Source organism: Streptomyces sp. C1-1 (assembly GCF_050214755.1).
Lineage (GTDB): Bacteria > Actinomycetota > Actinomycetes > Streptomycetales > Streptomycetaceae > Streptomyces.
The window spans coordinates 6,370,214-6,395,025 of sequence record NZ_CP189826.1; the positions used below are offsets into that span (position 1 = coordinate 6,370,214).

The window sequence follows — 24,812 nt, forward strand, 5'->3', positions numbered from 1 at the left end:
AGGTCACTTCTTCACACGAACAGTCTTTGTCGACCGCGTCTCGAGAGTCATCTCGTCGGCCTCCGCGACCTTCGCCTTCAGTCGCACAGTACCTGTCGCGGCGTCGACGACGTCCACCACCTTCGCAAGCAGTTTCGCAGTATCGGCGTTCCCCGAGACGCTCGCGAGCTGAACGGCCCGGCCCAGCTTGGCCGTTGCTCCGTCGAAATCTCCCGCTTTGCGCAGGTCGAGCCCCTGCTGGATGGCCTGGGCCAGCTCGGCCTGCCCCGTGTAGTGGGCGACCTGCGCGTTGATCGACGTGGAGGCCGTCATGTCGTCGGTCCACACGGCCCGGACCAGGCCCTGGGGGCCCAGGTTCTCCGCGGTGCCGTCGGGCTGCGGGACGACCAGGGAGACGCGGGCGGCGAGCATCTCCCGGCCGACACCGGCCGGGGGTACCTCCACGCACACGTGGTAGTCACGGGACTCGTCTCCCCAGGAGCCGGTGGGGTAGTCCCCGGCGCGCGGTCCGGCCTCGCTGCGGCGGTCGGTCAGCTCCTCCACGGTGGGCGCGACCTGCTTGACGAACTTGATGGTCGTGCCCACCGGCGTCCACAGCCTGAGGGCGACGTCGCCGACCTCCTTGCCCATCGCCGTCTCCATCATCCGCGTGAAGTCGGCGGCGAGGCCGGCCGGGTCGGCGACGATGTCGGCGGTGCCGAGCAGGGCGGAGGCGATGCCTGTGACTTCTTTCACTTCCCAGTCGGTGCCCACGCCGCGTGCGTCACAGGTGAACCGTCCGGCGCAGGAGTCCAGGGCGGCCTTCAGGTCCTCGGGTGACTCGTGCTCGTTGCGGCCGTCGGTGAGCAGGATGCCGTGCCGGATGGCGACGTCGGCGGAGGACAGCAGGCGGTCGGCCAGCCGCAGCCAGGTGCCGATGGCCGTGCCGCCGCCCGCGCTGAGCTTGCGCAGTGCCTGCCTGGCCTGCTCCCGGGTGGTGGCGTCGGCCACCGCGAGGCGTCCGCCTCCGGGGTAGACCTCCTTGGCGATGTGCGTGCCGCCGATCACCGCGAAGTGCACCCCGTCGCGCAGGGTGTCGATCGCGGCCGCCGTCGCGTCGCGGGCGTTGCGCATCTTGGTCGGCGGGTAGTCCATCGAGCCGGAGCAGTCGACCATGACGGCCACGGCCGCGGACGGGCCCTGGCCGGGCGAGTACAGCTGAGGCGCCTTGACGGCGCTGCCGACGGTGCCGCCGCCGGTGGCGGTCACCGTGACGATCGCGTTGACCTCGCGGCCGCCCTCCGGCAGGTACTCGTTCTGGTAGACGTCCATCGAGAACTGCGGCACGTTCGACTTCGAGAAATTGGCCATGCCTGATCGAATCCCCCTCGCGCACCTCACAGCCGTGAGGCGATGACTGGAAGCGGACCGGTCCCCTCCGGTCCGCCGGGCCTCCCCGTATGCGGCCTCAGGCCGATCCTGCCCCCTGGGACACGGCCGGGAACGGCACGACGGCCACTGTTACGTTGTCGTGGCCCCCGCCGTCCAGGGCGTGACCCACCAGCACCCGGGCGCTGTGCAGGGGGTGCCGGTCGGCGTCCGCGGGGACGGCCTCGGCCATCTCCTGGGCCGCCTCCGCGTAGTTCCACAGCCCGTCCGTGCACACCACCACCACACCCGGCCGGTCCGGCTTGAAGGAAGCGGTGTGCGGGTCGAGTTCGTAGGCGTCCGCGCCGAGCCAGCCGGTGATCGCGTGGGCGCGCTCGTCGGCGTAGGCCTCGGCCTCGTTCATCAGGCCCGCGGCGACCATCTGCGCTGCCCAGGAGTCGTCCTCGGTGAGCCGGGCCGGGGGTGAGGAGCGGTCCACCGGGACCCAGTAGGCGCGGCTGTCGCCGACCCAGCCGACGATCAGCAGGCCCGAGGTGACGACGGCGCCGACGATCGTGCAGGCGGGCGCGTTCTGGTGCGGGGCGTGCTCGCGGGCCGTGGCGGGCTCGGCGGCCAGGGCGTTGACCGCGTGCGACGCGGCGACGATCGCCTCGTGCATGGCCTGCTGCGGGTGCGTGCCCCGGGGCAGGGCGGCGAGCACCGACTCGCTCGCGGTCCGGGCGGCGGCGAAGGAGGCGTCGTCGGGGCGGGTCGCGGAGGAGACGCCGTCGCAGACGATCGCCACCGAGGCCGGGGAGCCGTCGGGCAGGGCGGTGTGGCCGATGCCGAAGGCGTCCTCGTTGCGGTGGTGGCGCAGACCGCGGTCGCTGACGGCGGCCAGTGGGCCGCACTCCTGCTCCATGTGGTCGCGCTCCCGGGGCTGGGCGTGCCCGCAGTTCTCGCAGTAGCCGTCGCTGTCCACGCGGCCCGCCCGGCAGGCCACGCACAGCTTGGGCTCCCCGCCGGGCGCGGCGAGGTCGGCGATGCGCGGGTCGGGCGCCTGCAACGGGTACTCCTCGGGCTCCGGCGGCCGGTCGAAGCGCACACCGGAGGCCGGGGAGACCGGCGAACCGGTCGGCGGCGCCTGCGGCGGCAGCGGGACACCGCCCGTGTCGGTGCCGCGCGGCTCGGCCGGCGCGGCGGCGGCCGCGGGGGCACCCGCCCCGGCCGGCTCCGGCGCGGCGGGCCGGTCCGTGCCGTCGTGGCCCGCCGGGTTGTTCAGCGCGACCGTCGGGTGGTCGTCCGGCCGTGGCGGCAGTGCGGACAGGTCGTATCCGCACGCACCGCAGAAACGGTCACCCGACTCGAGCGGCCATTCGCAGCTCGGGCAGGCGGACAACTGGGGCATCTGCGACATCAACTACACCCACGTCCGGGGGCGGTAACGGTTGGCTCGTTCCACCAGGTCGATCCTCTCCTCGCCGCCCCGCGCCAGCCGGGCCAGCGTGCGGTACGAACGCTCCAGGCCGAAGCGGAGTCCCCGCTCGTCCAGATCGCTGCCGAGCAACGTCCGCCGCCCCGCGGGCGCGGAACCCCGGCCCCCGGAGAGTATCCAGTCCAGGGCGCACCCGAGGACCTCGGCCGACAACTGCTCCCGGCGCGCCGGGTCCAGACCGTACGCGTCCAGCGCCTCGACCTGCCCGGCGGCGGCCGTCAGGTCCTCCAGGAACGGTACGTCCCCGGCCACGGCCGTGCGCCCGCGCAGCCGCGCCCGTACGGCGGCCACGCGCGCGGCCGTGTAGTGGATGGACGACTCCGACACCGACTCCAGCGTGCCCACGGCACTTCGCCGGTCCCCGGCGGCGAGCTGGACGCGGGCCAGCCCGAAGGCGGCGCTCACATAGCTCGGGTCGGTCGACCACACCAGCCGGTAGTACTCGGCGGCGTTGTCCAGCTGGCCCAGCACCTCCGCGCACAGGCCCAGCGCCAGCTTCGGCGCCATCTCGCCGGGGAAGGCGTCGTAGATCGCGTCGAAGGCGAGCGCGGCGCCCTCCTGATCGCCGGTGACCAGCGCGGCCACGCCCCGGTACCACACCACCCGCCAGTCGTCGGGCCGCTCGTCCTCCAGCGTGCCCAGCGAGGTGACGGCGGCCTCGGAGTCGCCGTTCTCCAGCCAGGCCCGGATCTGCCGGAGCCGTGTCTCGACCGACTGCGCGGGCGCCGCCGCGAGCGCCCCCAGCAGCTCGGCCGGCGCGGTCGTCATCAGGCCCGCCAGGAAACCGGCGTTGGGGTCGTCAGGGTCGACGTGGGGGATCGGCAGCGCGAGGGCGGCGGCGGGGTAGTCGACCGGCTTGACGATCGACGGGGAACCGTCGCCGGACGCGGGTGCCGGACCCGGTCCCTTCGGAGGCAGCACCGCCCGCGCCCCGAGCCGGGACACCTCGCCGTCCAGCTTCGGGAACAACTCCACGTCCGTGACCCGCAGTTCGGGCCCGAACAGCGTCGACAGCGCCGGCCGCGCCCGTCCCGTCTGCAGCGACACGACCTCCCGCAGCACCCCGGTCAGCTGCTCGCCCATCTCCTGCGCGGAGGCGAAGCGGCGGGCCGGGTCGGGGTCGGTGGCGCGGACCAGCAGGCGGTAGAAGGACTCGTACTCGTGAAAGACCTCGATATTGTCCGGGTCGGGCAGGGAGTCCACGAAGACGTTCGTGTAGCCCTGGAAGTCGAAGGTCAGCACGGCCAGGGTGCGGGCCACCGTGTACAGGTCGCTCGCCACCGAGGGGCCGACCTCCGCGACCTCCGGCGCCTGGTAGCCCACCGTGCCGTAGATGGCCGACTCCTCGTCGTCCATCCTGCGCACCGCGCCCATGTCGATGAGCTTGAGCTGGTCCTCGGTCTGGATGGCGTTGTCGACCTTGAAGTCGCAGTACAGCAGGTTGCGGCTGTGCAGATGGCCGAGCGCCTCCAGCGCCTCGATGCCGTACGCGCACGCCTGCTCCACCGGCAGCGGATCCCGCTTGCCGTCCGGGGTACGGCGGCCGTTGGCGATCTCCTTCAGCGACTTGCCGCCGACGTACTCCATGACGATGTAGCCGTCCATGGAGCCGGTGCGCTGGTCGAGGTGCTCCACGAAGTTGTAGATCCGCACGATGTTGGCGTGCTCGATCTCGGCGAGGAAGCGCCGCTCGGAGATCGCCGCCGCCATCGCGTCCTGGTCGCCGGTGTCCAGCAGACCCTTGAGGACCACCCACCGGTCGGACACCGCCTTGTCCACCGCGAGGTAGACCCAGCCGAGCCCGCCGTGCGCCAGACAGCCCGCGACCTCGTACTGGCCGTGCACCACGTCGCCGGCCTTCAGCTTCGGCACGAACGAGTACGGGTGGCCGCACTTGGTGCAGAACCCCTCCGTACGACCCGGCCGCTCCTCGCGTGAACGGCCCACCGGCGCACCGCAGTCCGAACGCGAGCAGAACCGCTTGCGCTCGGGCACCTCCGGGTTCTCCAGCACCATCGCGCGCGGGTCGGGCCGCGGCACGTCCGGCACCTGCACCAGACCCGCCCCGAGCCGGCCGCGGCCACTGGTGCCGCTGCCGGAGCCGGAGCTGCGCACCGACACCGAACGGCCCGTGGACCGGCCCGACAGGGAGCGCGAGAGCCGCCCCGACACCGAGCGCCGGGACTTCGACGACTGCGACGACGTACGCGAGCTGCCGCGGCCGGTCGGGCGCGAACCGCCGCTGCCCGAGCCGTCGTTGTCGCCGGCCGCCCGCGAGCCCGTGGAGCCTCGCGCGGAAGCGGGACCCCCGGCCGCGACGACCGGCGCGAGACCACAGGTGTCGCAGTACAGCTCGCCGCCGCCGACGTCCTCGTACGATCCCTCGCAGTCCGGCCGCTGGCAGGTCTGGTGTGCCTGGCTCATGACTCCCCCCCACGGTCTTCGGGACCGCCCTGCCCCGGCACGCGCGGGGCGCCGAGCAGCTCGGCGGCCGCCCGCTGATAACGCAGCACGGCCTGTTCGGCGACGCGCAGATCGCAGGGCGCGCTCCACAGCATGCGGCGGGCCGCGTCGTACCGCTCGATCAGGAACGGGTCCTCGGCGAGCCCGTGCCGGGCGACCTTCGCCTTGTACGCGTCGAGACGGCCGCGCAGCTCCGCGCGGACCGCCAGCGGCGCGGTGACCGCGGTCAACGACTCGCGGGCGCGCAGCAGTTCGTCCTCCGCCTTCTGCTCCAGCGATTCCAGGAGCGGGGACAGGCGGTGCCACTGGGCGTGTCTGCGGTACTCGGCGGCCGCCGCCAGCTGCTCCTGCAGCGCGGTCGGCGGGCCGCTGACCACGGGCACCTCCGTCGCGGCGATCTTCGCGAGGACCTCGCCGCGCGCGGTGCGCGCCTCGGCGAGCGTGCGGTCGGCGCGGCTGAGCACGTCCCGCAGCCGGATCAGCCGCTGCTCGGCGTCCTGCCGGACGGTGAGCACGGCGTCGATCTCCCGGCGCACGTCCTCCAGGGCGCGCGCCTGGCGGTCGTACACCGTCAGGTCCGGCCGGCCGCCGCCGGGCGCCGAACTGCCCTGCGCCGGAACCCAGTACGCGAGCGGGTCGGACACCACCTGCTCGCGCAGGGACGTCAGCGTGCGCGTGATGCGCTCCAGGTCGTCGCCGGCCGGGTGCTCACCGGGGCGCACACCGACGGAGTGGGCGAGCTTGCGGGTGCGCTGCAGCTCCGCGGCGAGTAAATCGATCCGGGCGGGCAGCGCCGACCACACCGCGTCGGCGGCGACGACCATGTCCAGGCTCGTCGCGTACAGCTCGTTCATCCGGTCCACCAGCGCGGCCAGCGAGAACTGCTCGCTCAGCCGGCTCGAACCGCCCTGCAGCGTCGGGGCGTTGGCCGTGGCGGTGGTCGAACCGGCGAGCGTGACGGCCTCGCCGCGCAGCAGTTCCGTCAGCTCCACCAGGTCCTCGCGACTGGACCAGCGGCGGCGGGCACGGATCTCCCGGGCGGAGCGCAACGCGTCGGAGTAGGCGTCGAAGTACGCCCACAGCAGCGTGATCGACGCCTCCGCGGACGCCCAGCGCTCCTTGGTGACACCGGTCAGCTCGGCACCTTCGAGGAGTCTGCGGCCCGCGTGGTCCTGCAGGGCGAGGAGCGAGGTCTCGATCGCCTCGTGCTCCGCGCCGAGCCGCGCCAGCGCACGGTCCACCTCGTCCCGGTCCATCACCGGCCCGGCGGGGTCCGTGACGCCCATCGATCACCTCTCGCTGCTGTCGTCATCCGTCAGTCGTCCGTCAGTCGATCATCGGTCACCGGTAGTTGGCTTCGGGAGGGGTCGCCGACGGCGACTTCTTGCCGTCCTGGTCCATGGTGGGGTGCAGCCAGGTCTGGTACGAGTCGGCCCAGCCGCCGTCCTTGATGTAGTTCGCCAGGGTCCGGTTGACCTGGCGTACCAGATCCTCCGAGCCCCTCTTCATCGCCACGCCGTAGTACTCGTGGGTGAACAGGCCGCCCTTGAGCTCCACCGTCGGGTCCTGTGCGGCCTGGCTGGCGGCGAGCGCGCCGTCGGTGACGACCGCGGCGACCTCGCCGAGCTGCAGCTTCACCAGGCAGTCGAGCTGGTTGGGGACGACCGTGCCGATGTCGGTGGACGCGGGAATCCTGTGGCCCTTGTCCGCCCTCAGGTTCTCCAGGGCCGTGGAGGAGTCCGCCGAGCACACCTTCTTGCCGGCGAGGGTCGCGTTGTAGCCGGTGATCGTCGAGTTCTTGGGCGCGAGGACCTGCTGGCCCGTCTTGAAGTAGGGCGCCGAGAAGTCCACCTTGCCCAGGCGGTCGCAGGTGATCGTCATGGTGCGCACCACCATGTCGACCTCGCCGTCGTTGATGGCGTCTATCCGGCGGCTGGTGGGAATGGCCTTGAACGTGACCTTGTCGGGGTCGCCGAGCAGGTCGCGGGCGATCCGGTGGGCGAGGTCGATGTCGAAGCCCTCCAGCGCGCCGTCGGCGTTGTTGGGGTTGAGGTAGCCCCAGCGGTAGCTGTTGGTGTCCACGCCGACGATCAGACGCCCTCGGGTCTTGATGGCGTCGACGTTCTTCTGCGTGGCGCTGGTGCCGGACGGCGACAGGCTCTGGTCCTGCGGGAACCGGCCGTTGTCGCACTTCTCGTCCGCCTTGGCCTGCAGTCCGTGGGCGAGCCCCTGGCCCGCGCCGGCCGCGGCGGCGCCGCCCGACTGGGTCCGGGGCAGCAGCAGGACGAAGGCCAGCGCCAGGGCGCACACGACCGCCATCGCACTCACTCCGCCCCAGCCGCGCAGGCCGGTCCGCAGACGCTGTGTCAGACGCCGCGCATTCATCGTCACGCCCCCTCTCACCGGTATTCCGACAGCCTGCGACCGATGCCCAGCACCGCTCCGGCCGCGCCCAGGACCGCCAGCACCGCGGCCCCGTACGGCAGTCCGTCCAGCGCGTCCCGACCCCCGCGCGCGGCCTGCCTGAACTCGTCGTCCTCGTGGGTGAGCGCCTTCTGCAGCGCCGCGTCGACGTTGTCGAAGCACACGCTCGTGGGGTCCTTGCCGACGCCGATGACCTTGTCGCGGGCCTGCTGGTAGTCGCCCTGGTCGTTCTTCCTCTGGGCGACGGTGTGCCGGTCCTTCCACGCCTGCATGTAGCCGTCGGCGTCCTTCACCGGCTTCCTGCCCGCCGCGTCGTCGGCGAGGGAGCCGGCCTTGGTGAGGGAGCCGGCCAGCTTCGCGATCTGGGTGTCGTACCCGACGGCGTAGGCGTCCTTGGGCGTGTCGCCGACCAGGGTGGTGTCGGCGCCGCGGCGGATCAGGCTGAGGTTCTCGTCGCTGCGGGCCGTCAGGGACGCGATGCGGGCGTCGTGCAGGACGTTCAGCGAGCGGACGCCGTGGTCGTAGGAGTCGTTCAGGCCGGCGCGGGCGACGGTGTGGCCGACGACCAGCCAGAGCAGGACCACCACGGAGGCGGCCGAGGCCGTGACCAGGCCGTGGTTGAGGACCCGGTTGGTGCGCAGGTAGTTGCGCCGCTGGGACCAGGCCAGTGCGGCCAGGGCGGCGACACCGAGGCAGACCGCGGCCCACGGGAACGCCTTGGCGTCCGCGTAGTCGGAGTTCAGCCGCTGGTTCTCCCGCTGGTACAGCGCCTCGGCCTTCGGCAGCATCTGCTGCTGCATCGTCTCGTTCGCGGCGCGCAGGTAGGCGCCGCCCACCGGGTAGCCCTGCCGGTTGTTGCTGCGGGCCGTCTCCACCAGGCCCTTGTACGTCGGCAGCAGCTTGTTGAGGTCCGCGATGGTCTTCGCCGACTCCGACCCGGCCTTGGAGCTCGCGGCGGCCGTGACCAGCTTGGCGGCCGCGGTGTCGATGTCGCGCTGGTAGCGCTGCCGGATGTCGGGCTTCTCCTGCGGGCCGGCGAGATAGCCGCTGGCGGCGGCCGTGTTGGCGTCGGCGAGGGAGGCGTAGATCTCGGCCGCGTCGGAGCTGAGCGGCTGGCTGCTGTTGAGGACGTCGTCGGCGGCGCTCGCCCGGTCCGTCATCTGCCAGGCGGCGACCGCGCCGAACGCGACGACCAGGAGGGCGAGCAGCGCGCCGATGATGCGCAGCCGCCCCGGCTCCGTGGTGGCGGCCGCGCGCAGCCGGTCGACGCCCTCGGCGAAGGCGGTGCGGCGCGCGGGGGCGGGCTCCGGCGCGGGCGCGGGGCCCGGCGGCGCCGGGGACGCGGGCTGCGGTGGCACGGCGGGCAGGGTGGGCACACCGGAACCCGGTGGCGCCGCACTGCTCTTCGGCGGTGTTGTCACTGTTGACCTCCCCCATGGCCATCCGTCGCCGCCAGTATCGCCGCCGGGACCGACATGCGCACCGGCCTTCACTGGATCTTGATCGGATCGCAGTGCTCCTGCGCCGTGGGCCCGGGGGTCGCCCCCCGGAAGACACAGCACCGGCGCGCGACTCGGAGTCCCGCACCACCCCCTGCCCATGAATACGCCGCCGGAATCAGTTCGGTTCCCACCAGGTCAGCGCTCGAAGTGCGCCCGCACCCGCTCGTGCACCTCAGCTCTCGCTCCGACCCTGTCCAGCCCCAGCAGTGCCGCCCCCAGCACCGGACTCGCCGTCACCACCCGTGGCACCGCCTTCGGGGCGCGGACCGAGAGGAGGTCGCGGATGCCGTCGTTCAACTGCGGGTGCTGGGCGGCCAGTACGCCACCTCCCAGCAGGACCGGTGTCTCCTCCTCCAGCAGGCCGAGGCGGCTCAGGGCGACTGTCGCCATGGTGACGACCTCGTCCGCGAGCCGGTCGACGATCGCCCGGGCGATCGGATCGCCGTCCGCGGCGGTGGCGAAGAGGACCGGCGTCAGTTCGTGGCGGCGGGCGGGCGCCACCGTCTCCAGGTGCAGGGCCTCGATGAGGGCGAGCATGGTGGGGAGGCCGAAGTGGGCGGGGAGCGTGCGGGCGAGAGCCGTCGGCTCGCCCCGTCCGTCCTCGGCGCGCGCCGCGTGCCACAGCGCCTCCTCCGCCAGCCCCCAGCCGCCGCCCCAGTCGCCGGAGATGCGGCCGAGCGCCGGGAAGCGGGCGGTGCGGCCGTCGGGGCGCATGCCGACGCAGTTGATGCCGGCGCCGCAGACGACGGCGACCCCGCGCGGCTCGGTGACGCCGGCCCGCAGGATCGCGAAGGTGTCGTTGCGGACCTCCACCGACGTGCCCCACCCGCGCGCGTGCAGCGCGGCCGCCAACTGCTCCTCCTCCACGGGGAAGTCGGCGTTGGCGAGGCAGGCGGAGACATGGTCGACGGACGCCACCCCGGAGGCGGTGAAGGCCCGGGTCACCGCCGCGGCGACGGCGTCCACGGCCGCCTCCACGCCGACCACCGGCGGCCGGAACCCCCCGCCGCGGGCCGTGGCGAGGACGGTGCCGTCGGCCGCCACGACGGCGACGTCGGTCTTGCTGTTGCCCGCGTCGACGGCGAGGACACGTGCGGTCATGCCCACGCGAGATGCTCCCGGTTGTGTGCGATCAGTCGGTCGGTGAGGGCGTCGGCGTACGCGTACTGGCCGACGAGGGGGTGGGCGAGCAGGGCCCGGAACACCCGGTCCCGGCCGCCCCGCAGGGCCGCCTCCAGCGCCAGGTCCTCGTAGGCCGTCACGTTCGCCGTCAGCCCCGCGTACAGCGGGTCGACGTCGGGGACGGGCAGCGGGGTCGGACCCTTGGGGCCCACCGCCGCCTGCACCTCGATCACCGCGTCGTCGGGCAGGAAGGGCAGCGTGCCGCGGTTGAGGGTGTTCACCACCTGGTACGGCGAGCCGCCCCCGCCGAGCAGTCCGGCCGCGAGGTCCACGGCCGCCTCCGAGTAGTAGGCGCCGCCCCGCTTGGCCAGCAGCGCCGGCTTCTCGGCCAGGGCCGGGTCGCCGTACATCTTCAGCAACTGCCGTTCCATTTCCGCCACTTCGGCGGCGCGGGAGGGCTTGGTGCGCAGTTCCCGGACGACCTCGTCGTGCGCGTAGTAGTAGCGCAGGTAGTAGGAGGGGACCACGCCGAGGCGGTCGAGGATGTCGCGGGGCAGGCGCAGGTCGGCGGCGATGGCGTCGCCGTGCTCGGCCAGCAGCGCGGGCAGCGCGTTCTCGCCCTCGGGGCCGCCGAGCCGTACGCCGGTCTCCCAGGTGAGGTGGTTGAGGCCGACGTGCTCCAGATGGATGTCGGCGGGCGTCACGCCGAGCAGGTTCGCGAACTTGCGCTGGAAGCCGATCGCCACGTTGCACAGGCCGACCGCCTTGTGGCCCGCCTGCAGCAGGGCGCGGGTGACGATGCCGACCGGGTTGGTGAAGTCGATGATCCAGGCGTCCGGGTTGGCACGGCGGACCCGTTCGGCGATGTCGAGGACCACGGGGACCGTGCGCAGCGCCTTCGCCAGGCCGCCGGCGCCGGTGGTCTCCTGGCCCACGCAGCCGCACTCCAGCGGCCAGGTCTCGTCCTGCTCGCGCGCCGCCTGTCCGCCGACCCGCAGCTGGAGCAGGACCGCGTCCGCGCCCTCGACGCCCGCGTCCAGGTCGGAGGTGGTGACGATCCGGCCGTCATGCCCCTGCTTGGCGAAGATGCGGCGGGCGAGGCCGCCGACCAGCTCCAGCCGTTCGGCGGCCGGGTCGACCAGGACCAGTTCCTCGATGGGCAGGGTGTCGCGCAGGCGGGCGAACCCGTCGATGAGTTCGGGGGTGTAGGTCGACCCTCCGCCGACCACGGTGAGTTTCATGCTGGGTTAACCCTTCACTCCGGTGAGCGTGACGCCCTCGACGAACGCCTTCTGGGCGAAGAAGAACACGAGGATCACGGGGGCCATGACCAGCACGGTCGCGGCCATGGTCAGGTTCCAGTCGGTGTGGTGCGCGCCCTTGAACGACTCCAGGCCGTAGGACAGGGTCCAGGCGCCCGGGTTCTCCGACGCGTAGATCTGCGGGCCGAAGTAGTCGTTCCAGGCGTAGAAGAACTGGAAGAGGCCCACGGCCGCGATCCCCGGCTTGGCCATCGGGATCACGACCTTCAGCAGGGTGCGCAGATCGCCGCAGCCGTCCACCTTCGCGGCGTCGATGTACTCGTTCGGGATGGTCATCAGGAACTGGCGCAGCAGGAAGATGGAGAACGCGTCGCCGAACGCCATCGGGATGATCAGCGGCCACAGCGTGCCGGAGAGGTCCAGCTGCTTCGCCCAGAACAGGTACATCGGGATGATGATCACCTGCGGCGGCAGCATCATCATCGAGATGACCAGCATCAGCGACAGATTGCGGCCCCGGAAGCGGAACTTGGCGAGCGCGTACGCCACCGGGATCGACGACACGACCGTTAGGACCGTGCCCAGTCCCGCGTAGATCAGGGTGTTCTTCCACCAGGTCAGAAAGCCGGGGGTGTCGAAGACCTTCTTGTAGTTGCCCCATTCCCAGGTGTGCGGGATCAGGTCCCGGCTCAGGGCCTGGGTGTCGCTCATCAGGGAGGTCAGGAACACGAACACGAAGGGCAGGACGAAGAAGAGCGCGGCCGCGACGCCGAGGGAGTGGACGGCTATCCACTGCAGCAGCGACCTGCGGCGGGCGGTGCGTTCGGCGGGGGAGACCGGCGCCTTCAACGGCACGGGCCGGTCCAGTACTTGGGTCATGGTCAGTCACCTGCCAGGTTGAGACCGCCCCGGCGCCGCATCAGGAACGCGGTGAACACCATGGACAGGGCGAACAGGACGAGGGCGACGACACACGCGGAGCCGTAGTCGAAGCGCTGGAAGCCGAGGTTGTAGACGAGCTGGGGGAGGGTCAGGGTCGACTTGTCCGGGTAACCGGGCTCGAACTGGGTGCCCGCGCCCTGGATCACGCCCGAGGCGACCTTCCCCGCGATGAGCGGCTGCGTGTAGTACTGCATGGTCTGGATCACGCCGGTGACGACGGCGAACATCACGATCGGCGAGATGTTGGGAAGGGTGACGAACCGGAACCGCTGCCAGGCCGAGGCCCCGTCCAGTTCGGCCGCCTCGTACTGCTCCTGCGGCACGTCGAGCAGCGCGGCCATGAAGATGACCATCAGGTCGCCGATGCCCCACAGCGCGAGCAGGGTGAGGGCCGGCTTGGACCAGGAGGGGTCGTTGAACCAGCCGGGGGCCGGGATGCCGGCCTTCTCCAGGATCGAGTTGACCGGGCCCGTACCGGGGTTGAGCAGGAACGCGAACGCCATCGTCGCGGCCACCGGCGGGGCGAGGTAGGGCAGGTAGAAGAGGGTGCGGAACACCCCGGTGCCCGTCTTGATCTTGGTGATCAGCATGCCGACGCCGAGGCCGAAGACGACCCTCAGGCTGACCATCACCAGCACCAGCCACAGGGTGTTGCGCAGGGCCGGCCAGAAGAAGGGGTAGTGCTCGAAGACGTAGGTCCAGTTCTTCGTGCCGCTCCACGTCGGCGGTTTGAAGCCGTCGTAGTGCATGAAGGAGAAGTAGACCGTCGAGATCAGCGGGTACGCGAAGAAGACCGCGAAGCCGATCAACCAGGGCGACATGAAGGCGAGGGTGCGCAGCGCCGACTTGCGGCGTTTCGACGCCAGGGTGATCGCGGTCATTACTTCGCCTGCGCGATGTCCGTGTCGATCTGCGCGGCCGTCGTCTTCAGCGCGGCCTTGAGGTCGGTGACCTTGCCGCTCTCGTAGTCGTAGCCCAGCTGCTGGATCGTCGTGAGGTAGACGCCGCCGTTGATCGAGGCGGGGGACGTCGTGGAGGCCGGGTTCGCGGCGATGTCCAGGAACGTCTTGAAGCGCGGGTCGTACTTCAGCTTCGGCGACTTCAGGGCCGCGAGCGTCGAGGGGACGTTGTGGATGCCGTTGGAGAAGCCCACCACCGCGTCGGTGTCCGTGGTGATGTACTTGACGAACTCCCAGGCCGCGTTCTGCTTGTGGCTGGTGGCGGCGATGCCGGCGATGGTGCCGGTGATGTAGCCCTTGCCGTACTGGCTCGCCTGGTCGTCGGGGACGGGCAGCGGGGCGACGCCGACGTCGAAGTTCGGCTTGGCGTCCAGGGCCATGCCCAGACGCCACTCGCCGTCCAGCTGCATGGCGACCTGACCGGTGTGGAAGGGGTGCTTGGGGCCCCACTCGTCACCGAGCTTGGAGCGGTAGGTCTCCAGCTTCTTGAATCCGCCGAGTTCGTCCACCAGCTTCTTCTGCAGCTTGAAGCCGGCCTCGAAGGCGGGATCGGTGGCGAGGTTCGACTTGCCGGCCTTGTTGAAGTAGGTCGGCGAGAACTGCCCGAAGTAGTGCTCGGTCGTCGTCTCCCAGCCGTGGTAGTCCGGCATGAACCCGAGCTGCTTGTAGCCGTCGCCCTGGGGGATCGTCAGCTTCTTGGCGTCGGCCTCGAACTCGGACCAGGTCTTCGGCGGACCGCTGATGCCGGCCTTGGCGAACGCCGTCTTGTTGTAGTAGAGGCCGTAGGCGTCGCCCAGCAGCGGCGCCGTGCAGCGGTCGCCGTCGAACTGGGTGTACTCGTTCATCGCCTTCGGGAACGTCGTCTCGGGGTCGATGTCCGACTTCTTGAAGAACGGGTTGAGGTCGACCAGCGCCCCCGAGGAGCAGAACTTGCCGACGTTGTTGGTGGTGAAGGAGGAGATGACGTCCGGGGCCTTGTCCCCGCCCGTGCGCAGCGCCTGGTTGATCTTGTCGTCCGTCATGTTGCCGATGACGTTGACGTGGATGTTGGGGTGGGCCTTCTCGAAGCCGGCGACCAGGGACTTGACGGCCTTCACCTCGTTCGGCGCGCTCCAGGCGTGCCAGAAGTTGATGGTCGTGTCCTTGGAGGCGTCGTCGCTCGCACCGGAGCTCGACTGGCCGGTACAGGCGGTGGCGAGGAGGGCGAGGGAGGCGGAGGCGGCCAGCGCGACGACCGCCTTCCGGGACACTTCGGGTATGACTTTCCAGGACTTTTCGGGCATGGCGAGGTCTCCCAGAGGCGCAAGGGGCTAGGGCGGGGAAGGGGGGTGGGGCCGAGGGGTCAGCGCGAGGTGTCGAAGACCTCGTCGCGGGTGGTCGCGAGGGCGCTCTCCAGCGCGCCCCGCAGTACGGGGTGTTCACGGACGTCGCCGACCACGAGCCGGGGGCGGGCGGCGGCCAGCTCCTCCAGCTCGGCCTGGACGTGGGCGCGCAGCACCTCGCCGCCGGCGGTCAGCGAGGCGCCGCTGAGGACGACGAGTTCGGGGTCGAGGACGGAGACGAGGGAGGCGAGACCGGTGGCCAGGCGGGTCGCGTATGTCTGGAGCAGCAGTCGGTGCGGGGCGGTGTCCTCGGCCGCCGCCCGCTCGACGAGCGCGGCCGCGGCCTCGGCGTACGGGCCCGAGGGGATGTCGGCGATGCCGAGTTCGCGGGCGAGCCGCGGGACGGCCTGGGAGCCGGCCAGCTCCTGGTAGCCGCCGCTGTTGGCCTTGGTCACCTGCCGGACGAGCGGCACGCCGGGCACGGGCAGGAAGCCCACCTCGCCCGCGCCGCCGGTCCAGCCGCGGTGCAGGCGGCCGCCGAGGACGAGCGCGGCGCCGAGGCCCCCCTCGTTCCACAGCAGCACGAAGTCCTCGTGCCCGCGGGCCGCGCCGAGCCGCTGTTCGGCCACGGCGGCGAGGTTGACGTCGTTCTCGTACTCCACCGGCATCGGCAGCGCGGCGGCGAGTTCGTCGAGCAGGGCCGGGGTGTGCCAGCCCGGGAGGTGGGAGGCGTAGCGCAGCCGGCCGGTGTTGGGGTCGAAGGCGCCGGGGGTGCCGATGACGATCCGGTGGACGTCGTCCCGGGCCAGTCCCGCCGCCTTCACGGCGCCGTCGAGGGCGTCGGTGACCTGCCGGACGACGGGCTGGGCCGGACGGCGTCCCGGGGTGGGGAGCTCGTACGACCCGACCGTGCGGCCCGTGACGTCCGCGACGGCCGCCAGGATGCGCTCGGGGGTGACGTCGAGCCCGGCGGCGTACGCGGCGGCCGGGTTGACCTCGTACAGCTGGGCGTTGGGGCCGGGCCGGCCTTCGGTGGTGCCGGTGGCGAGCACGAGCCCGGCCGCCTCCAGGCGGGCCAGGAGCTGGGAGGCGGTCGGCTTGGACAGGCCGGTGAGCTTGCCGATCCGCGTGCGGGACAGCGGGCCGTGCTCCAGGAGGAGGTCCAGCGCGGCGCGGTCGTTCATGGCGCGCAGGACGCGCGGGGTGCCCGGCGTACCGGCGGTTCCTGCCATGGGTCGACACCTGCCTCTCGACTGCCCAGCTTCTCAGTGACCTGGGACGGAAGTCCATCGGTTGATCATCCGTCGATCCCTGGCGGGAGATCACTGTTAGGAAAGTTTCCTATTGGCTGGAAAGGAACGTAAGCCCGGGGCGAAGGGGGCGTCAAGAGAAACCGCCCCCGAGGCAACAGACTCGTTACCTCGGGGGCGGTGCGGTTCGGGTGGGGCTCGTCCGCGGCCGTTACTTCGGCGCCGACCGCTGCGCCCCTATCGGCGAAGCCGCGGCCGACTGGGCCGAGTCCGGGTTGGCCAGGGCCGACGGGGCCGCGACCGCCGCCGTCGGGTCGGCGGCCTCCGCCTCGTCCTCGGCGGCCGTCGCGCCGCCCACGATGCGGATGTTCGCCGCGTCGAAGGCCCGCTTGATGCGCCAGCGCAGTTCGCGTTCGACCGCGAGGGACTTGCCGGGCATGGTCTTGGCGGAGACGCGGACGACCATCGAGTCCAGCAGGACGCTGTCCAGGCCGAGGACCTCGATCGGGCTCCACAGGAGCTCGTTCCAGGGCTCCTCCGCGCTCATCTTCTCGGCGACCTCGTCGAGCGTGGCCTTGAGCCGGTCCAGGTCCTCGTTCCCCTTCACGGTGACGTCGACGCCGGCCGTGGCCCAGCCCTGGGAGAGGTTGCCGATGCGCTTGACCTCGCCGTTGCGGACGTACCAGATCTCACCGCTCGCGCCGCGCAGCTTGGTCACCCGCAGGCCGACCTCTATGACCTCGCCGGAGGCGACGCCCGCGTCGATCGTGTCGCCGACGCCGTACTGGTCCTCCAGGATCATGAAGACACCGGAGAGGAAGTCGGTGACCAGGTTGCGGGCGCCGAAACCGATCGCCACACCCGCGACACCGGCGGAGGCCAGCAGCGGGGCCAGGTTGATCTGGAACGCGCCCAGGACCATCAGCGCCGCGGTGCCCAGGATCACGAAGGACGCCACCGACCGCAGGACCGAGCCGATCGCCTGCGAGCGCTGGCGGCGCCGCTCGTTGTTGACCAGCAGACCGCCCAGCGAGGTGCCGTCGACGGCCTCGGCGGTGCGGGTCATCCGGTCTATCAGCTTGGTGATCGCCCGCTGCACCACCGCTCTGAGCACGCCCGCTATCACCAGGATGAGCAGGACCCTGAGGCCGATCGCGAGCCACGTCGACCAGTTCTGCTCGACCCAGCTGGCGGCGTTGGTCGCGCTCTCCTGGGCGTCCTGGAGCGTGGGGACCGTCACGGCGGTCGACCCCGAGGGAGACGGGGACGGCGACGGCGACGAACCGGCGGCCAGTAGGACGGCGGGCAAGGACACGGCGGGTACCTCCAGGTGCAGCGGTCCGCCCTCCGGCACGCAACGCGGTCAAGGTCACGAAAAGGTCACCGGACGGGCAGGCCCACCACACTATCGGGGCACGGTGTGCGAATCCCTGCCATCTTCTGAGGAGAGTCCGTGTGCACCCCGGGTTGAGCAGGTGGGATAGACCGATCCCGGTCCTGGGGATGAATGAGATGTGGTCGAAAACACTCCCAGCCCGTTACCGGGACATGGTGGCGCCACCACCAGGCATGAGGGGAGACTGACCACAGATCGTCCCGGCGCGAGCCACGCGCCGCCGACGCCCAAGGAGGCATCCGTGCCGCATGTCCTGGTCCTCAACGCGTCGTACGAGCCACTTGGCGTCGTACCGCTCCGCCGCGCGCTCGTCCTCGTCCTGGAGAACAAGGCCGTCTCCCTCGAGGAATCCGGCGCCTTCATGCACAGCGCAACCGTCACAGTCCCCGCACCTAGCGTGGTCCGGCTCAAGCGATTCGTCCGGGTTCCCTATCGGGGGCCCGTTCCTCTCACCCGCCGTGCGCTCTTCGCGCGCGACGGAGGCCGGTGCATGTACTGCGGTGGCGTCGCAACCAGCGTCGACCACGTCATCCCGCGCAGCCGCGGGGGCAAGCACGTCTGGGACAACGTGGTGGCCTCGTGCCGCCGCTGCAACCATGTCAAGGCCGACCGGCATCTGTTCGAGATCGGGTGGCGGCTGCGCCACAAACCCGCCCCGCCCAGCGGTCTGGCCTGGCGCATCATCGGGACCGGTCACAGGGACCCGCGCTGGCTGCCGTACCTCCAGCCGTTCGGCGCGGACGACGCCCTGGCCCGGATCGACGGCATCTCCGCCTGAGATCCGGGCCTTCGCACACCCTGCTCACAGGGACTGCGGCAGTGTGTGGCGTTCGGCCCGGGAGCCCCCCGCGCTCCCGGGCCGCACCGTCACGCGTAGCGCAGCTCGGCGGGGCGGACGGAGCGGTGCAGCAGCGGCAGTGAGCAGGCCGCCGCCAGCAGGCAGGCCGCGTAGACGGCGACGGGGATCAGCAGGGGCAGGTACGGCATCGGCGCCACGACGGTGTCGGAGGCGAGCGAGGCGTACCAGGCGCCGATCCCGAAGCCGCCGACGCCGGCCACCGCGACCGCGGGCGCCAGCGGCAGCGCGGTCTCCAGCAGCAGCGCCCGGGCCAGTACCGACCGCGGTACGCCGGCCGCGGCCTGCGCGGCCAGGCCGCGGCGCCGGGTGGCCAGGGACTCGGCGGTGCCGACGGCGAGCGCCGTCAGGACGAGCGCGAGGCCGACGAGGAGCGCGGCGGCCGTCAGGTCCAGGCCCGTCGTGTAGTAGGACAGGGGAGCCGCCAGGGAGCCCTTGCCGCTCCTGTGGTGCAGCTCCGTGAGCAGCACCTGCCGGACCCCCGCGAAGCCGGAGCCGAGGATCGTCACGAGCAGCACCCCCGCATGCGTCCGGGCGGCCGCCCAGGGGTCCTCGCGCAGCCGTTCCGCCGCGATCAGGACCGCCGGTCGCCGGGTGCGGGCGGCCAGGCCCTCGCCCAGCTGCCGGGACGAGGAGCCGGTCAGCCACACCGCGGTGCAGCTGAGCAGCAGCGCCAGGACGAACACCGCCACCGGACCGAAGTCGAACAGCGAGGAGTCGCTGAACACCGGCGCCACCAGGATGAACAGGGTCGTGGCGGCGAGCAGGCAGGTCACCGTCCGGAACAGCCGCCCCGGAGCCCGCGTGGGCCGCGTCCGCCGCACCCGGCCCAGCGGCGACGCCACCACCCGGCGCAGGGCCAGGGCGCTCACGGCCGCTCCCAGGACCGGTACGGCCACGGCGACCACGGCGATGCCGGTCCAGGCCGCGGGGGTCGGGTGCCGCCACAGGCGCGACAGCAGCGGTACGGCTACGGCGGCGGCCGGCAGCGAACCGGCCAGGCAGGCGAGCCCCGACTCCAGCGCCGCGATCCGCCGCGTCTGCCAGGGCGTGGCCCCCGCGAGGCGCAGCGCCGCCAGCCGCCGGTCGCGGTGCACCGCGCCGATGCGCGCGCACTGGCCGAGGAACCCGAGCACCGGGATGAGCAGCAGGCCCAGCGCGACGCTCACGTTCCCGCGGTCGCTCGCGGAGTCCAGCAGCCCCGACCCCACCGACACGGAGTAGTACCCCTCCACCGAGGTGAGCACGACGATGGTGAACCCGATACCCGTGGCCAGGGCCGCCCCGAGCGCCGTCAGCAATACCCGCCACCACTCCCGTCGGTCCGAGCCGCGGGTGAGGAGCCAGGCCAGTCGCAGGTCCGTGCTCACGCCGTCACCCCCGCCACCGCCACGGCGCCGTCGGTCAGCCGGATCTCGCGGTCCGCATACGCCGCCACCTGGTCGTCGTGCGTGACCAGCAGGACGGCCGTGCCCGCCTCGCGGGCGGTGTGGGCCAGGGCCGTCATGACCTGTTCGGTCGCCAGGGAGTCCAGCGCTCCCGTCGGCTCGTCCGCGAAGACGACGCGCGGGCCGGTGACCAGGGCGCGCGCAAGGGCCGTGCGCTGGGCCTGGCCGCCGCTCATCTCGCCCGGGCGCAGCTCCCCCTGGCCGCGTACGCCGAACCGTTCCAGCCATTCGCCGGCCCGCGCCCGGGCGTCCCCGCGGGAGGTGCCCGCCAGCATCAGCGGCAGCGCCACGTTGTCCAGCGCCGTCAGCTCCGGGATCAGCTGCCCGAACTGGAACACCACCCCGAAGTCGGTCCGCCGCAGTTCGCTCAGCCGCTTCTCCGGCAGCTGGTCCAGGCGCTGTCCGGCATACGTCACCGAGCCCGCGTCCGGCCGGACGATCCCGGCGAGGCAGTGCAGCAGCGTGGACTTCCCGCTGCCGCTGGTCCCGGTCACGGCGAGGATCTCGCCGGCGCCCAGCTCCACCGAGGCGCCGCCCAGGGCCCGGGTCCTGCCGTGCGTCTTGGTCAGGTCGCGGGCCGCCAGAAGCGGCACCGCGCTGTCCTCCTTGCTCATGCTGCGTCTACCTCCGCGGTCAAAGTGGTGAGCCGGGCCGCCGTCGTGGTCATCCAGCGGAGGTCGGCGTCGAGGTGGTTGAGGGCGTAGTCCGCCGAGAGCACGCTCGCCAGATCGGCGCCCTTGGCGGTCTTCACCGCCGTGAGCTCCCGCATCCGCTCCATGTGCGCGGCGCGCTGGGCCCGCAGATAGGCCTCCGCGTCGCCGCCCGACAGGATCGACACGACGACCTTCGCGAAGATCTCGTTCGTCACGAAGGGGGCGGGCGGAGCGATCTCCCCGGCCCAGCGCGCCAGTTCACGCGACCCGTCGTCGGTCGAGCGGTACGTCGTCCGCTCCGGGCCGCCGTCCGCGCCGGTGCCCTCCACCTCCGCGAGTCCGTCGCGGACCAGGCGCTGCAGGGTCGTGTAGACCTGCCCGTAGGCCAGCGGGCGGGCCTGCGGGAAACGTTCGTCGTGGCGTCGCTTCAGGTCGTAGCCATGGCTCGGCCCCGAGGCGAGCAGCCCCAGCAGGATGTGGCGGGTGCTCATGCCGATCATTATGCACTCGATACATGTACTGAGTGAATAGTGATCGTGGTCATCCCAGGCGATCGGTGGGCGGTCTCCGGTGCCGAAGTGGCGCAGAATGTGACAAGAGGCACCTAGTTCCTTCCCGTACGTCTGCCACCGCGTCCACTGGGTAGGGCTGCGGTAGTCCGCAAGGCCGTCGTACCCGACAAGGAGGCCCCTCGTGGCCGCTCCGGCACACCCCCTCTCCAAACCCGTGGCGCACCTGCCCTCCCCGGCCCACGAACCGCACTTCTGCGTGTTCAGCGCCGAGGGCGCCCGCGCCGAGATCCCGCTCACCAGTGAGCCGCCGCTGCCCGACGCCGAGCCCCTCACCAGCGAACCCCCGCTCGCCGACGCACCGCCCCTGACCAGCGAGTCGGCGGCTTTCGAACTGGAAGCCGCGAGGCCCTAGATGACGACGCAGGGGCCGGCCGCACCGCCCTCCCACGAGCTGTCCCGCCTCGCCGAGCTGCACGGCGTCGCCACCTCCTACAGCCCGTCCCCCGACCGCACGGTCGCCGCCTCTGCCACCGCCGTCACCCTCGCCCTCGCCGCGCTCGGCGTCGACGCGAGCACCGAGGAGGCGACCCGCGCCGCACTCACCGCCCGCGAACGCGAACTGGCCGCACGACTGCTGCCGCCGACCGTGGTGCGCTGGGCGGACGCCGAGTCCCCCGCGCTCGCCGCCCTCCCGGCCGGCACCCGGCTGCACATCGAGACCGAACAGGGCGAGACGCGTTCCTCCGCCGACCGGCTCCCGCCCGGCGTCCACCGCCTGACGGCCACCGCGCCCGACGGCCGCACCGCCGACGCCCACCTGGTCGTCGCCCCGCCCCGGCTGCCCACGCCCACGTCACGCTCGTACGGCCTGCTCGTCCAGCTCTACTCCCTGCTCTCCCGGCGCTCCTGGGGCATGGGCGACCTCGGTGACCTCGGCGAGCTCACCGCCTGGGCCGGCCGCGCGCTCGGTGCCGGCTTCGTCCAGGTCAACCCCCTGCACGCGGCCGTGCCCGGCGCCCCCACCGACCCCTCCCCGTACCGCCCCTCCTCCCGCCGCTTCCCCGACCCCGTGCACCTGCGCGTCGAGGACGTCCCCGAGTTCGCCTACGTCCAGGACCCCGAGCGGGTGCGGGGACTGCTGGAGCGGGCCGGACGGCTGCGCGCATCGGTCCTGGACAAGGACGCGTTGATCGACCGGGACGCCGTCTGGGAACTCAAGCGCGAGGCACTGGAACTCGTTCACGCGGTGCCGCTCGGACCGGGACGGCGCGCCGCATACGCCGACTTCCTCGCCCGGGAGGGCGAGGCCCTGGAGGACCACGCCACCTGGAACGCCCTGGCCGAGGTGCACGGGCCGGACTGGAGCGGCTGGCCCGAGGGCCTGCGCGATCCGCGCTCGCCCGAGACCGCCCGCGCCCGCGCAGAGCTGATGGACCGGGTCGACTTCCACTGCCGTCTCGCCTGGCTCACCGACACCCAGCTCACCGCAGCCCAGCGCACGGCCCGCGAGGCCGGGATGCCGGTCGGGATCGTGCACGACCTCGCGGTCGGGGTGCACCCCGGTGGCGCCGACGCCTGGGCGCAGCAGGAGTACTTCGCCGCCGGGATGTCGGTCGGCGCACCCCCCGACGCCTTCAACGCGCGCGGCCAGGACTGGGGCCTGCCGCCCTGGCGCCCGGACCGCCTGGCCGAGTCCGGCTACCAGCCTTACCGGCGCCTGCTCCAGGCCCTCTTCCGCGTCGCCGGCGCCCTGCGCATCGACCACGTCATGGGCCTGTTCCGCCTCTGGTGGGTGCCCCAGGGGCATCCGCCCACCGAGGGCACCTACGTCCGCTACGACGCCGAGGCGATGCTCGCCGTCCTGGTGCTGGAGGCCTCCCGCGCGGGCTCGGTCGTCATCGGGGAGGACCTGGGGACGGTCGAGCCCGGCGTGCGCGACCGGCTGCGCGAACGGGGCGTGCTCGGCACCTCCGTGCTGTGGTTCGAGCGCGACTGGGAGGGCGACGGCCGCCCCCTGCCGCCCGAGGCCTGGCGCGCCGACTGCCTGGCCACCGCCACCACCCACGACCTGCCGCCGACCGCCTCCCGCCTCACCGGGGACCACGTCGAGCTACGCGACCGGCTGGGGCTGTTGACCCGGCCGGTGGAGGAGGAACGGGCCGAGGCCGCGGCCGACGCGGGGGAGTGGCTGGCGTTCCTCGCCCGGCTCGGCCTGCTCGACGGCACGGGAGGCACCCACGGCGCCTCCGAGGAGGAGGCCCGCATCCAGGCCGTGCACCGGTTCCTGCTGCGCACGCCCGCCCGGATGGTGGGGGTCTGGCTGCCGGACTGCGTCGGCGACCGCCGGCCGCAGAACCTGCCCGGCACCTGGGACCAGTACCCGAACTGGCGGCTGCCGATCGCGGACGCCGAGGGCAGGCCGGTGACACTGGAGGAGCTGGCGGGCAGCGGGCGCCTGCACGCCCTGCTGGAGGTGGTGCGGGACGCGGGTTCCGGCGGGCGGGGCCGACGGGGACCCGGATGACCGGGCGGGCCGCGATGTCCCCGTACGGCACCCCGGACGCGCGGCCCCGAACGGCGTTGGATACTTTTGGCCCGTGGACAAGAAGAACGCCCTGCGCGCCGGCGCCCTGGCCTCCGGCACGACGCTGATGATGCTGCTCATGTCGTCCCCCGCGCTCGCGCTCACCCGCGACGACGGCGACGACCCCGGCAACGGCCTGAGCGTCATCGAGACGCTGGGCCTCTACGTGGCCCTCCCGATCGCCCTGTTCGCGATCATCGCGGGCCTGGTCATGGTGCTGGACCGGTCCCACGACCGGCAGGCCAGGACCAGCTCCGACATCGACGTCAAGGCCTGACCCGACGGCCTGTCCCGAAGGCTTTCCCGACGCCTTTCCCCGAGGGCGCCGACCTCGCCGTACGCACGCGTGATCATCCTGCGTACGGCGAGGTCGGCGCCCTCGTGCGTTTCAGGGGCTCGGCGCGGTCGGATACCGCTGGAGCGTCGACGCCGGCCACGCCTCGATCTCCGTGCGGTGCAGCGCCACGCCCGGCGGGATCCGCAGGATGCAGCGGGTCAGCGCCAGCCCGAGCAGCCGCGTCGCTCGCCCAGGTCGTGAACGGCCACGCGGGCCCGGCGCCGCTCGACACCCACCAGGCCTGCGCAGTGCGCTCACCACTTTCCTCAACACCGTCACCCCGGCCCGCCGCGAGGTGCGGCGGACTCGACGGACACGGCGGGCATCGAGGACGCGCTCGTCCGTCACGTCGGCTGAGGGCCGGGGTCTAGCGCTCCGCCCCCTGCGTCCCCGCCAGCAACTCCCGCAACAGATCGGCCAGTTGGCCGGCCTGTTCGTCGTCCATCGTGGACAGCGCCTCCGTCTGGACGGCCAGTCCCGCGCCGACCGCCTGGTCGATGACCTCCAACCCCTTCTCCGTGAGCGTCACTTGGAGGGCCCGGCGGTCGTGCGGGTCGGGGGAGCGGCGCAGGAGGCCGGCGCGTTCGAGCTTGTCGAGACGGCCGGTCATGCCGCCCGTGGTGAGCATCAGGGTCGCCGAGAGCTGACGCGGTGAAAGGGTGTAGGGCTCCCCGGAGCGGCGCAGGGTGGCCAGGACGTCGAACTCGCCTCGTGAGATGCCGTAGGGGGCGTACGCCTTCTCCATGCGGTCGCCCATGGTGCGCGAGAGCCGGTAGATGCGTCCGAAGACCTCCATCGCCCTGGTGTCGAGGTCGGGCCGCGCCCGCGCCCACTGGTCGATGATCGCGTCGACCGCGTCCTTGCGCTCTGCACTCATACCCCGAGTATCCGCAGGGTTCCGGTCGGCCGCAAGAAAGTAGCTTGACGGCAAGTTGCTT

Annotated in this window: 21 protein-coding genes; 4 read left to right on the top strand and 17 right to left on the bottom strand. The window is 72.3% G+C overall.

Going from position 1 to position 24,812, the window contains the following annotated elements; genetic code table 11:
• Positions 1-3 precede the first annotated feature (3 nt).
• The 13 genes from ACQF4J_RS29060 to ACQF4J_RS29120 form a co-directional block, all read right to left on the bottom strand.
• Entirely contained in the window at positions 4-1,350 is a 1,347-nt protein-coding gene (locus ACQF4J_RS29060) for a vWA domain-containing protein (protein ID WP_351565982.1), read from the bottom strand.
• A 97-nt stretch (positions 1,351-1,447) separates the two neighbouring features.
• A complete protein-coding gene (locus tag ACQF4J_RS29065; RefSeq protein ID WP_427167142.1) occupies positions 1,448-2,767 on the bottom strand; it encodes a PP2C family serine/threonine-protein phosphatase in 1,320 nt (439 codons plus the stop codon).
• The gene (locus tag ACQF4J_RS29070; RefSeq protein WP_427167143.1) at positions 2,768-5,266 is read right to left on the bottom strand and encodes a tetratricopeptide repeat protein; all 2,499 of its coding nucleotides are present in this window, start codon (positions 5,264-5,266) and stop codon (positions 2,768-2,770) included.
• Positions 5,263-6,591, bottom strand: a complete 1,329-nt coding sequence (locus tag ACQF4J_RS29075; RefSeq protein ID WP_427167144.1) for a hypothetical protein — start codon at positions 6,589-6,591, stop codon at positions 5,263-5,265. Before ACQF4J_RS29075 ends, ACQF4J_RS29070 begins: the two co-directional genes overlap by 4 nt.
• A 55-nt stretch (positions 6,592-6,646) precedes the next feature.
• Positions 6,647-7,690 carry a glutamate ABC transporter substrate-binding protein gene (locus ACQF4J_RS29080; RefSeq protein WP_351565994.1) on the bottom strand — a complete coding sequence of 348 codons (1,044 nt, stop codon included), beginning with the start codon at positions 7,688-7,690 and terminating at the stop codon, positions 6,647-6,649.
• Positions 7,691-7,704: 14 nt separating this feature from the next.
• The gene (locus ACQF4J_RS29085) at positions 7,705-9,150 is read right to left on the bottom strand and encodes a hypothetical protein (RefSeq protein WP_427167145.1); all 1,446 of its coding nucleotides are present in this window, start codon (positions 9,148-9,150) and stop codon (positions 7,705-7,707) included.
• Positions 9,151-9,366: 216 nt separating this feature from the next.
• Complete coding sequence (locus tag ACQF4J_RS29090; RefSeq protein WP_427167146.1) at positions 9,367-10,338, bottom strand: N-acetylglucosamine kinase; 972 nt, start codon at positions 10,336-10,338, stop codon at positions 9,367-9,369.
• Positions 10,329-11,594, bottom strand: a complete 1,266-nt coding sequence (locus ACQF4J_RS29095; RefSeq protein ID WP_351800445.1) for a 6-phospho-beta-glucosidase — start codon at positions 11,592-11,594, stop codon at positions 10,329-10,331. Before ACQF4J_RS29095 ends, ACQF4J_RS29090 begins: the two co-directional genes overlap by 10 nt.
• Positions 11,595-11,600: 6 nt before the next feature.
• A complete protein-coding gene (locus ACQF4J_RS29100) occupies positions 11,601-12,494 on the bottom strand; it encodes a carbohydrate ABC transporter permease (RefSeq protein ID WP_351566003.1) in 894 nt (297 codons plus the stop codon).
• Between the two features lie 2 nt (positions 12,495-12,496).
• On the bottom strand, positions 12,497-13,438 hold the full coding sequence (locus ACQF4J_RS29105) for a carbohydrate ABC transporter permease (RefSeq protein WP_351566006.1): 942 nt from the start codon (positions 13,436-13,438) through the stop codon (positions 12,497-12,499).
• Complete coding sequence (locus tag ACQF4J_RS29110; protein ID WP_427167147.1) at positions 13,438-14,799, bottom strand: ABC transporter substrate-binding protein; 1,362 nt, start codon at positions 14,797-14,799, stop codon at positions 13,438-13,440. The genes ACQF4J_RS29105 and ACQF4J_RS29110 overlap by 1 nt, the downstream gene beginning before the upstream one ends.
• Before the next feature lie 59 nt (positions 14,800-14,858).
• On the bottom strand, positions 14,859-16,070 hold the full coding sequence (locus ACQF4J_RS29115; protein WP_351566011.1) for an ROK family transcriptional regulator: 1,212 nt from the start codon (positions 16,068-16,070) through the stop codon (positions 14,859-14,861).
• A 229-nt stretch (positions 16,071-16,299) separates the two neighbouring features.
• Positions 16,300-17,403 (bottom strand): mechanosensitive ion channel family protein, encoded by a 1,104-nt coding sequence (locus ACQF4J_RS29120; RefSeq protein WP_351566014.1) that lies wholly within the window; start codon positions 17,401-17,403, stop codon positions 16,300-16,302.
• 322 nt (positions 17,404-17,725) lie between these two features.
• Between ACQF4J_RS29120 and ACQF4J_RS29125 the strand changes: the two genes are divergently transcribed.
• Complete coding sequence (locus tag ACQF4J_RS29125) at positions 17,726-18,262, top strand: HNH endonuclease (protein ID WP_142152015.1); 537 nt, start codon at positions 17,726-17,728, stop codon at positions 18,260-18,262.
• A gap of 89 nt (positions 18,263-18,351) precedes the next feature.
• Here ACQF4J_RS29125 and ACQF4J_RS29130 read toward each other — a convergent pair whose 3' ends face one another.
• Genes ACQF4J_RS29130 through ACQF4J_RS29140 form a run of 3 tightly spaced genes read right to left on the bottom strand, consistent with a single transcriptional unit; the run spans position 18,352 to position 20,932 of the window.
• On the bottom strand, positions 18,352-19,710 hold the full coding sequence (locus ACQF4J_RS29130; RefSeq protein WP_351800448.1) for an FtsX-like permease family protein: 1,359 nt from the start codon (positions 19,708-19,710) through the stop codon (positions 18,352-18,354).
• Entirely contained in the window at positions 19,707-20,402 is a 696-nt protein-coding gene (locus ACQF4J_RS29135) for an ABC transporter ATP-binding protein (RefSeq protein WP_351566020.1), read from the bottom strand. Before ACQF4J_RS29135 ends, ACQF4J_RS29130 begins: the two co-directional genes overlap by 4 nt.
• Complete coding sequence (locus ACQF4J_RS29140; RefSeq protein WP_351566023.1) at positions 20,399-20,932, bottom strand: PadR family transcriptional regulator; 534 nt, start codon at positions 20,930-20,932, stop codon at positions 20,399-20,401. The genes ACQF4J_RS29135 and ACQF4J_RS29140 overlap by 4 nt, the downstream gene beginning before the upstream one ends.
• Before the next feature lie 202 nt (positions 20,933-21,134).
• Between ACQF4J_RS29140 and ACQF4J_RS29145 the strand changes: the two genes are divergently transcribed.
• From ACQF4J_RS29145 to ACQF4J_RS29155, 3 genes are all read left to right on the top strand, one after another.
• The gene (locus ACQF4J_RS29145) at positions 21,135-21,365 is read left to right on the top strand and encodes a hypothetical protein (RefSeq protein ID WP_351566026.1); all 231 of its coding nucleotides are present in this window, start codon (positions 21,135-21,137) and stop codon (positions 21,363-21,365) included.
• On the top strand, positions 21,366-23,477 hold the full coding sequence (gene malQ, locus ACQF4J_RS29150; protein WP_351566029.1) for a 4-alpha-glucanotransferase: 2,112 nt from the start codon (positions 21,366-21,368) through the stop codon (positions 23,475-23,477). It begins immediately after the preceding gene.
• 73 nt (positions 23,478-23,550) lie between these two features.
• Positions 23,551-23,814, top strand: coding sequence for a hypothetical protein (locus ACQF4J_RS29155; protein ID WP_351800451.1), 264 nt, complete (start codon positions 23,551-23,553; stop codon positions 23,812-23,814).
• Between the two features lie 427 nt (positions 23,815-24,241).
• On the opposite strand, the gene ACQF4J_RS29160 is transcribed toward ACQF4J_RS29155, so the two are convergent.
• Positions 24,242-24,751, bottom strand: a complete 510-nt coding sequence (locus tag ACQF4J_RS29160; RefSeq protein WP_351579205.1) for a MarR family winged helix-turn-helix transcriptional regulator — start codon at positions 24,749-24,751, stop codon at positions 24,242-24,244.
• Positions 24,752-24,812: the final 61 nt, after the last annotated feature.

Bases quoted from the DNA above. Each gene is read 5' to 3' on its own strand.
- ACQF4J_RS29095 (WP_351800445.1), bottom strand. From the start codon at position 11,594: ATGAAACTCACCGTGGTCGGCGGAGGGTCGACCTACACCCCCGAACTC.
- ACQF4J_RS29140 (WP_351566023.1), bottom strand. From the start codon at position 20,932: ATGAGCACCCGCCACATCCTGCTGGGGCTGCTCGCCTCGGGGCCGAGC.
- ACQF4J_RS29110 (WP_427167147.1), bottom strand. From the start codon at position 14,799: ATGCCCGAAAAGTCCTGGAAAGTCATACCCGAAGTGTCCCGGAAGGCG.
- ACQF4J_RS29100 (WP_351566003.1), bottom strand. From the start codon at position 12,494: ATGACCCAAGTACTGGACCGGCCCGTGCCGTTGAAGGCGCCGGTCTCC.
- ACQF4J_RS29075 (WP_427167144.1), bottom strand. From the start codon at position 6,591: ATGGGCGTCACGGACCCCGCCGGGCCGGTGATGGACCGGGACGAGGTG.
- ACQF4J_RS29105 (WP_351566006.1), bottom strand. From the start codon at position 13,438: ATGACCGCGATCACCCTGGCGTCGAAACGCCGCAAGTCGGCGCTGCGC.
- ACQF4J_RS29115 (WP_351566011.1), bottom strand. From the start codon at position 16,070: ATGGCAGGAACCGCCGGTACGCCGGGCACCCCGCGCGTCCTGCGCGCC.
- ACQF4J_RS29135 (WP_351566020.1), bottom strand. From the start codon at position 20,402: ATGAGCAAGGAGGACAGCGCGGTGCCGCTTCTGGCGGCCCGCGACCTG.
- ACQF4J_RS29080 (WP_351565994.1), bottom strand. From the start codon at position 7,690: ATGAATGCGCGGCGTCTGACACAGCGTCTGCGGACCGGCCTGCGCGGC.
- malQ (WP_351566029.1), top strand. From the start codon at position 21,366: ATGACGACGCAGGGGCCGGCCGCACCGCCCTCCCACGAGCTGTCCCGC.
- ACQF4J_RS29070 (WP_427167143.1), bottom strand. From the start codon at position 5,266: ATGAGCCAGGCACACCAGACCTGCCAGCGGCCGGACTGCGAGGGATCG.
- ACQF4J_RS29060 (WP_351565982.1), bottom strand. From the start codon at position 1,350: ATGGCCAATTTCTCGAAGTCGAACGTGCCGCAGTTCTCGATGGACGTC.
- ACQF4J_RS29160 (WP_351579205.1), bottom strand. From the start codon at position 24,751: ATGAGTGCAGAGCGCAAGGACGCGGTCGACGCGATCATCGACCAGTGG.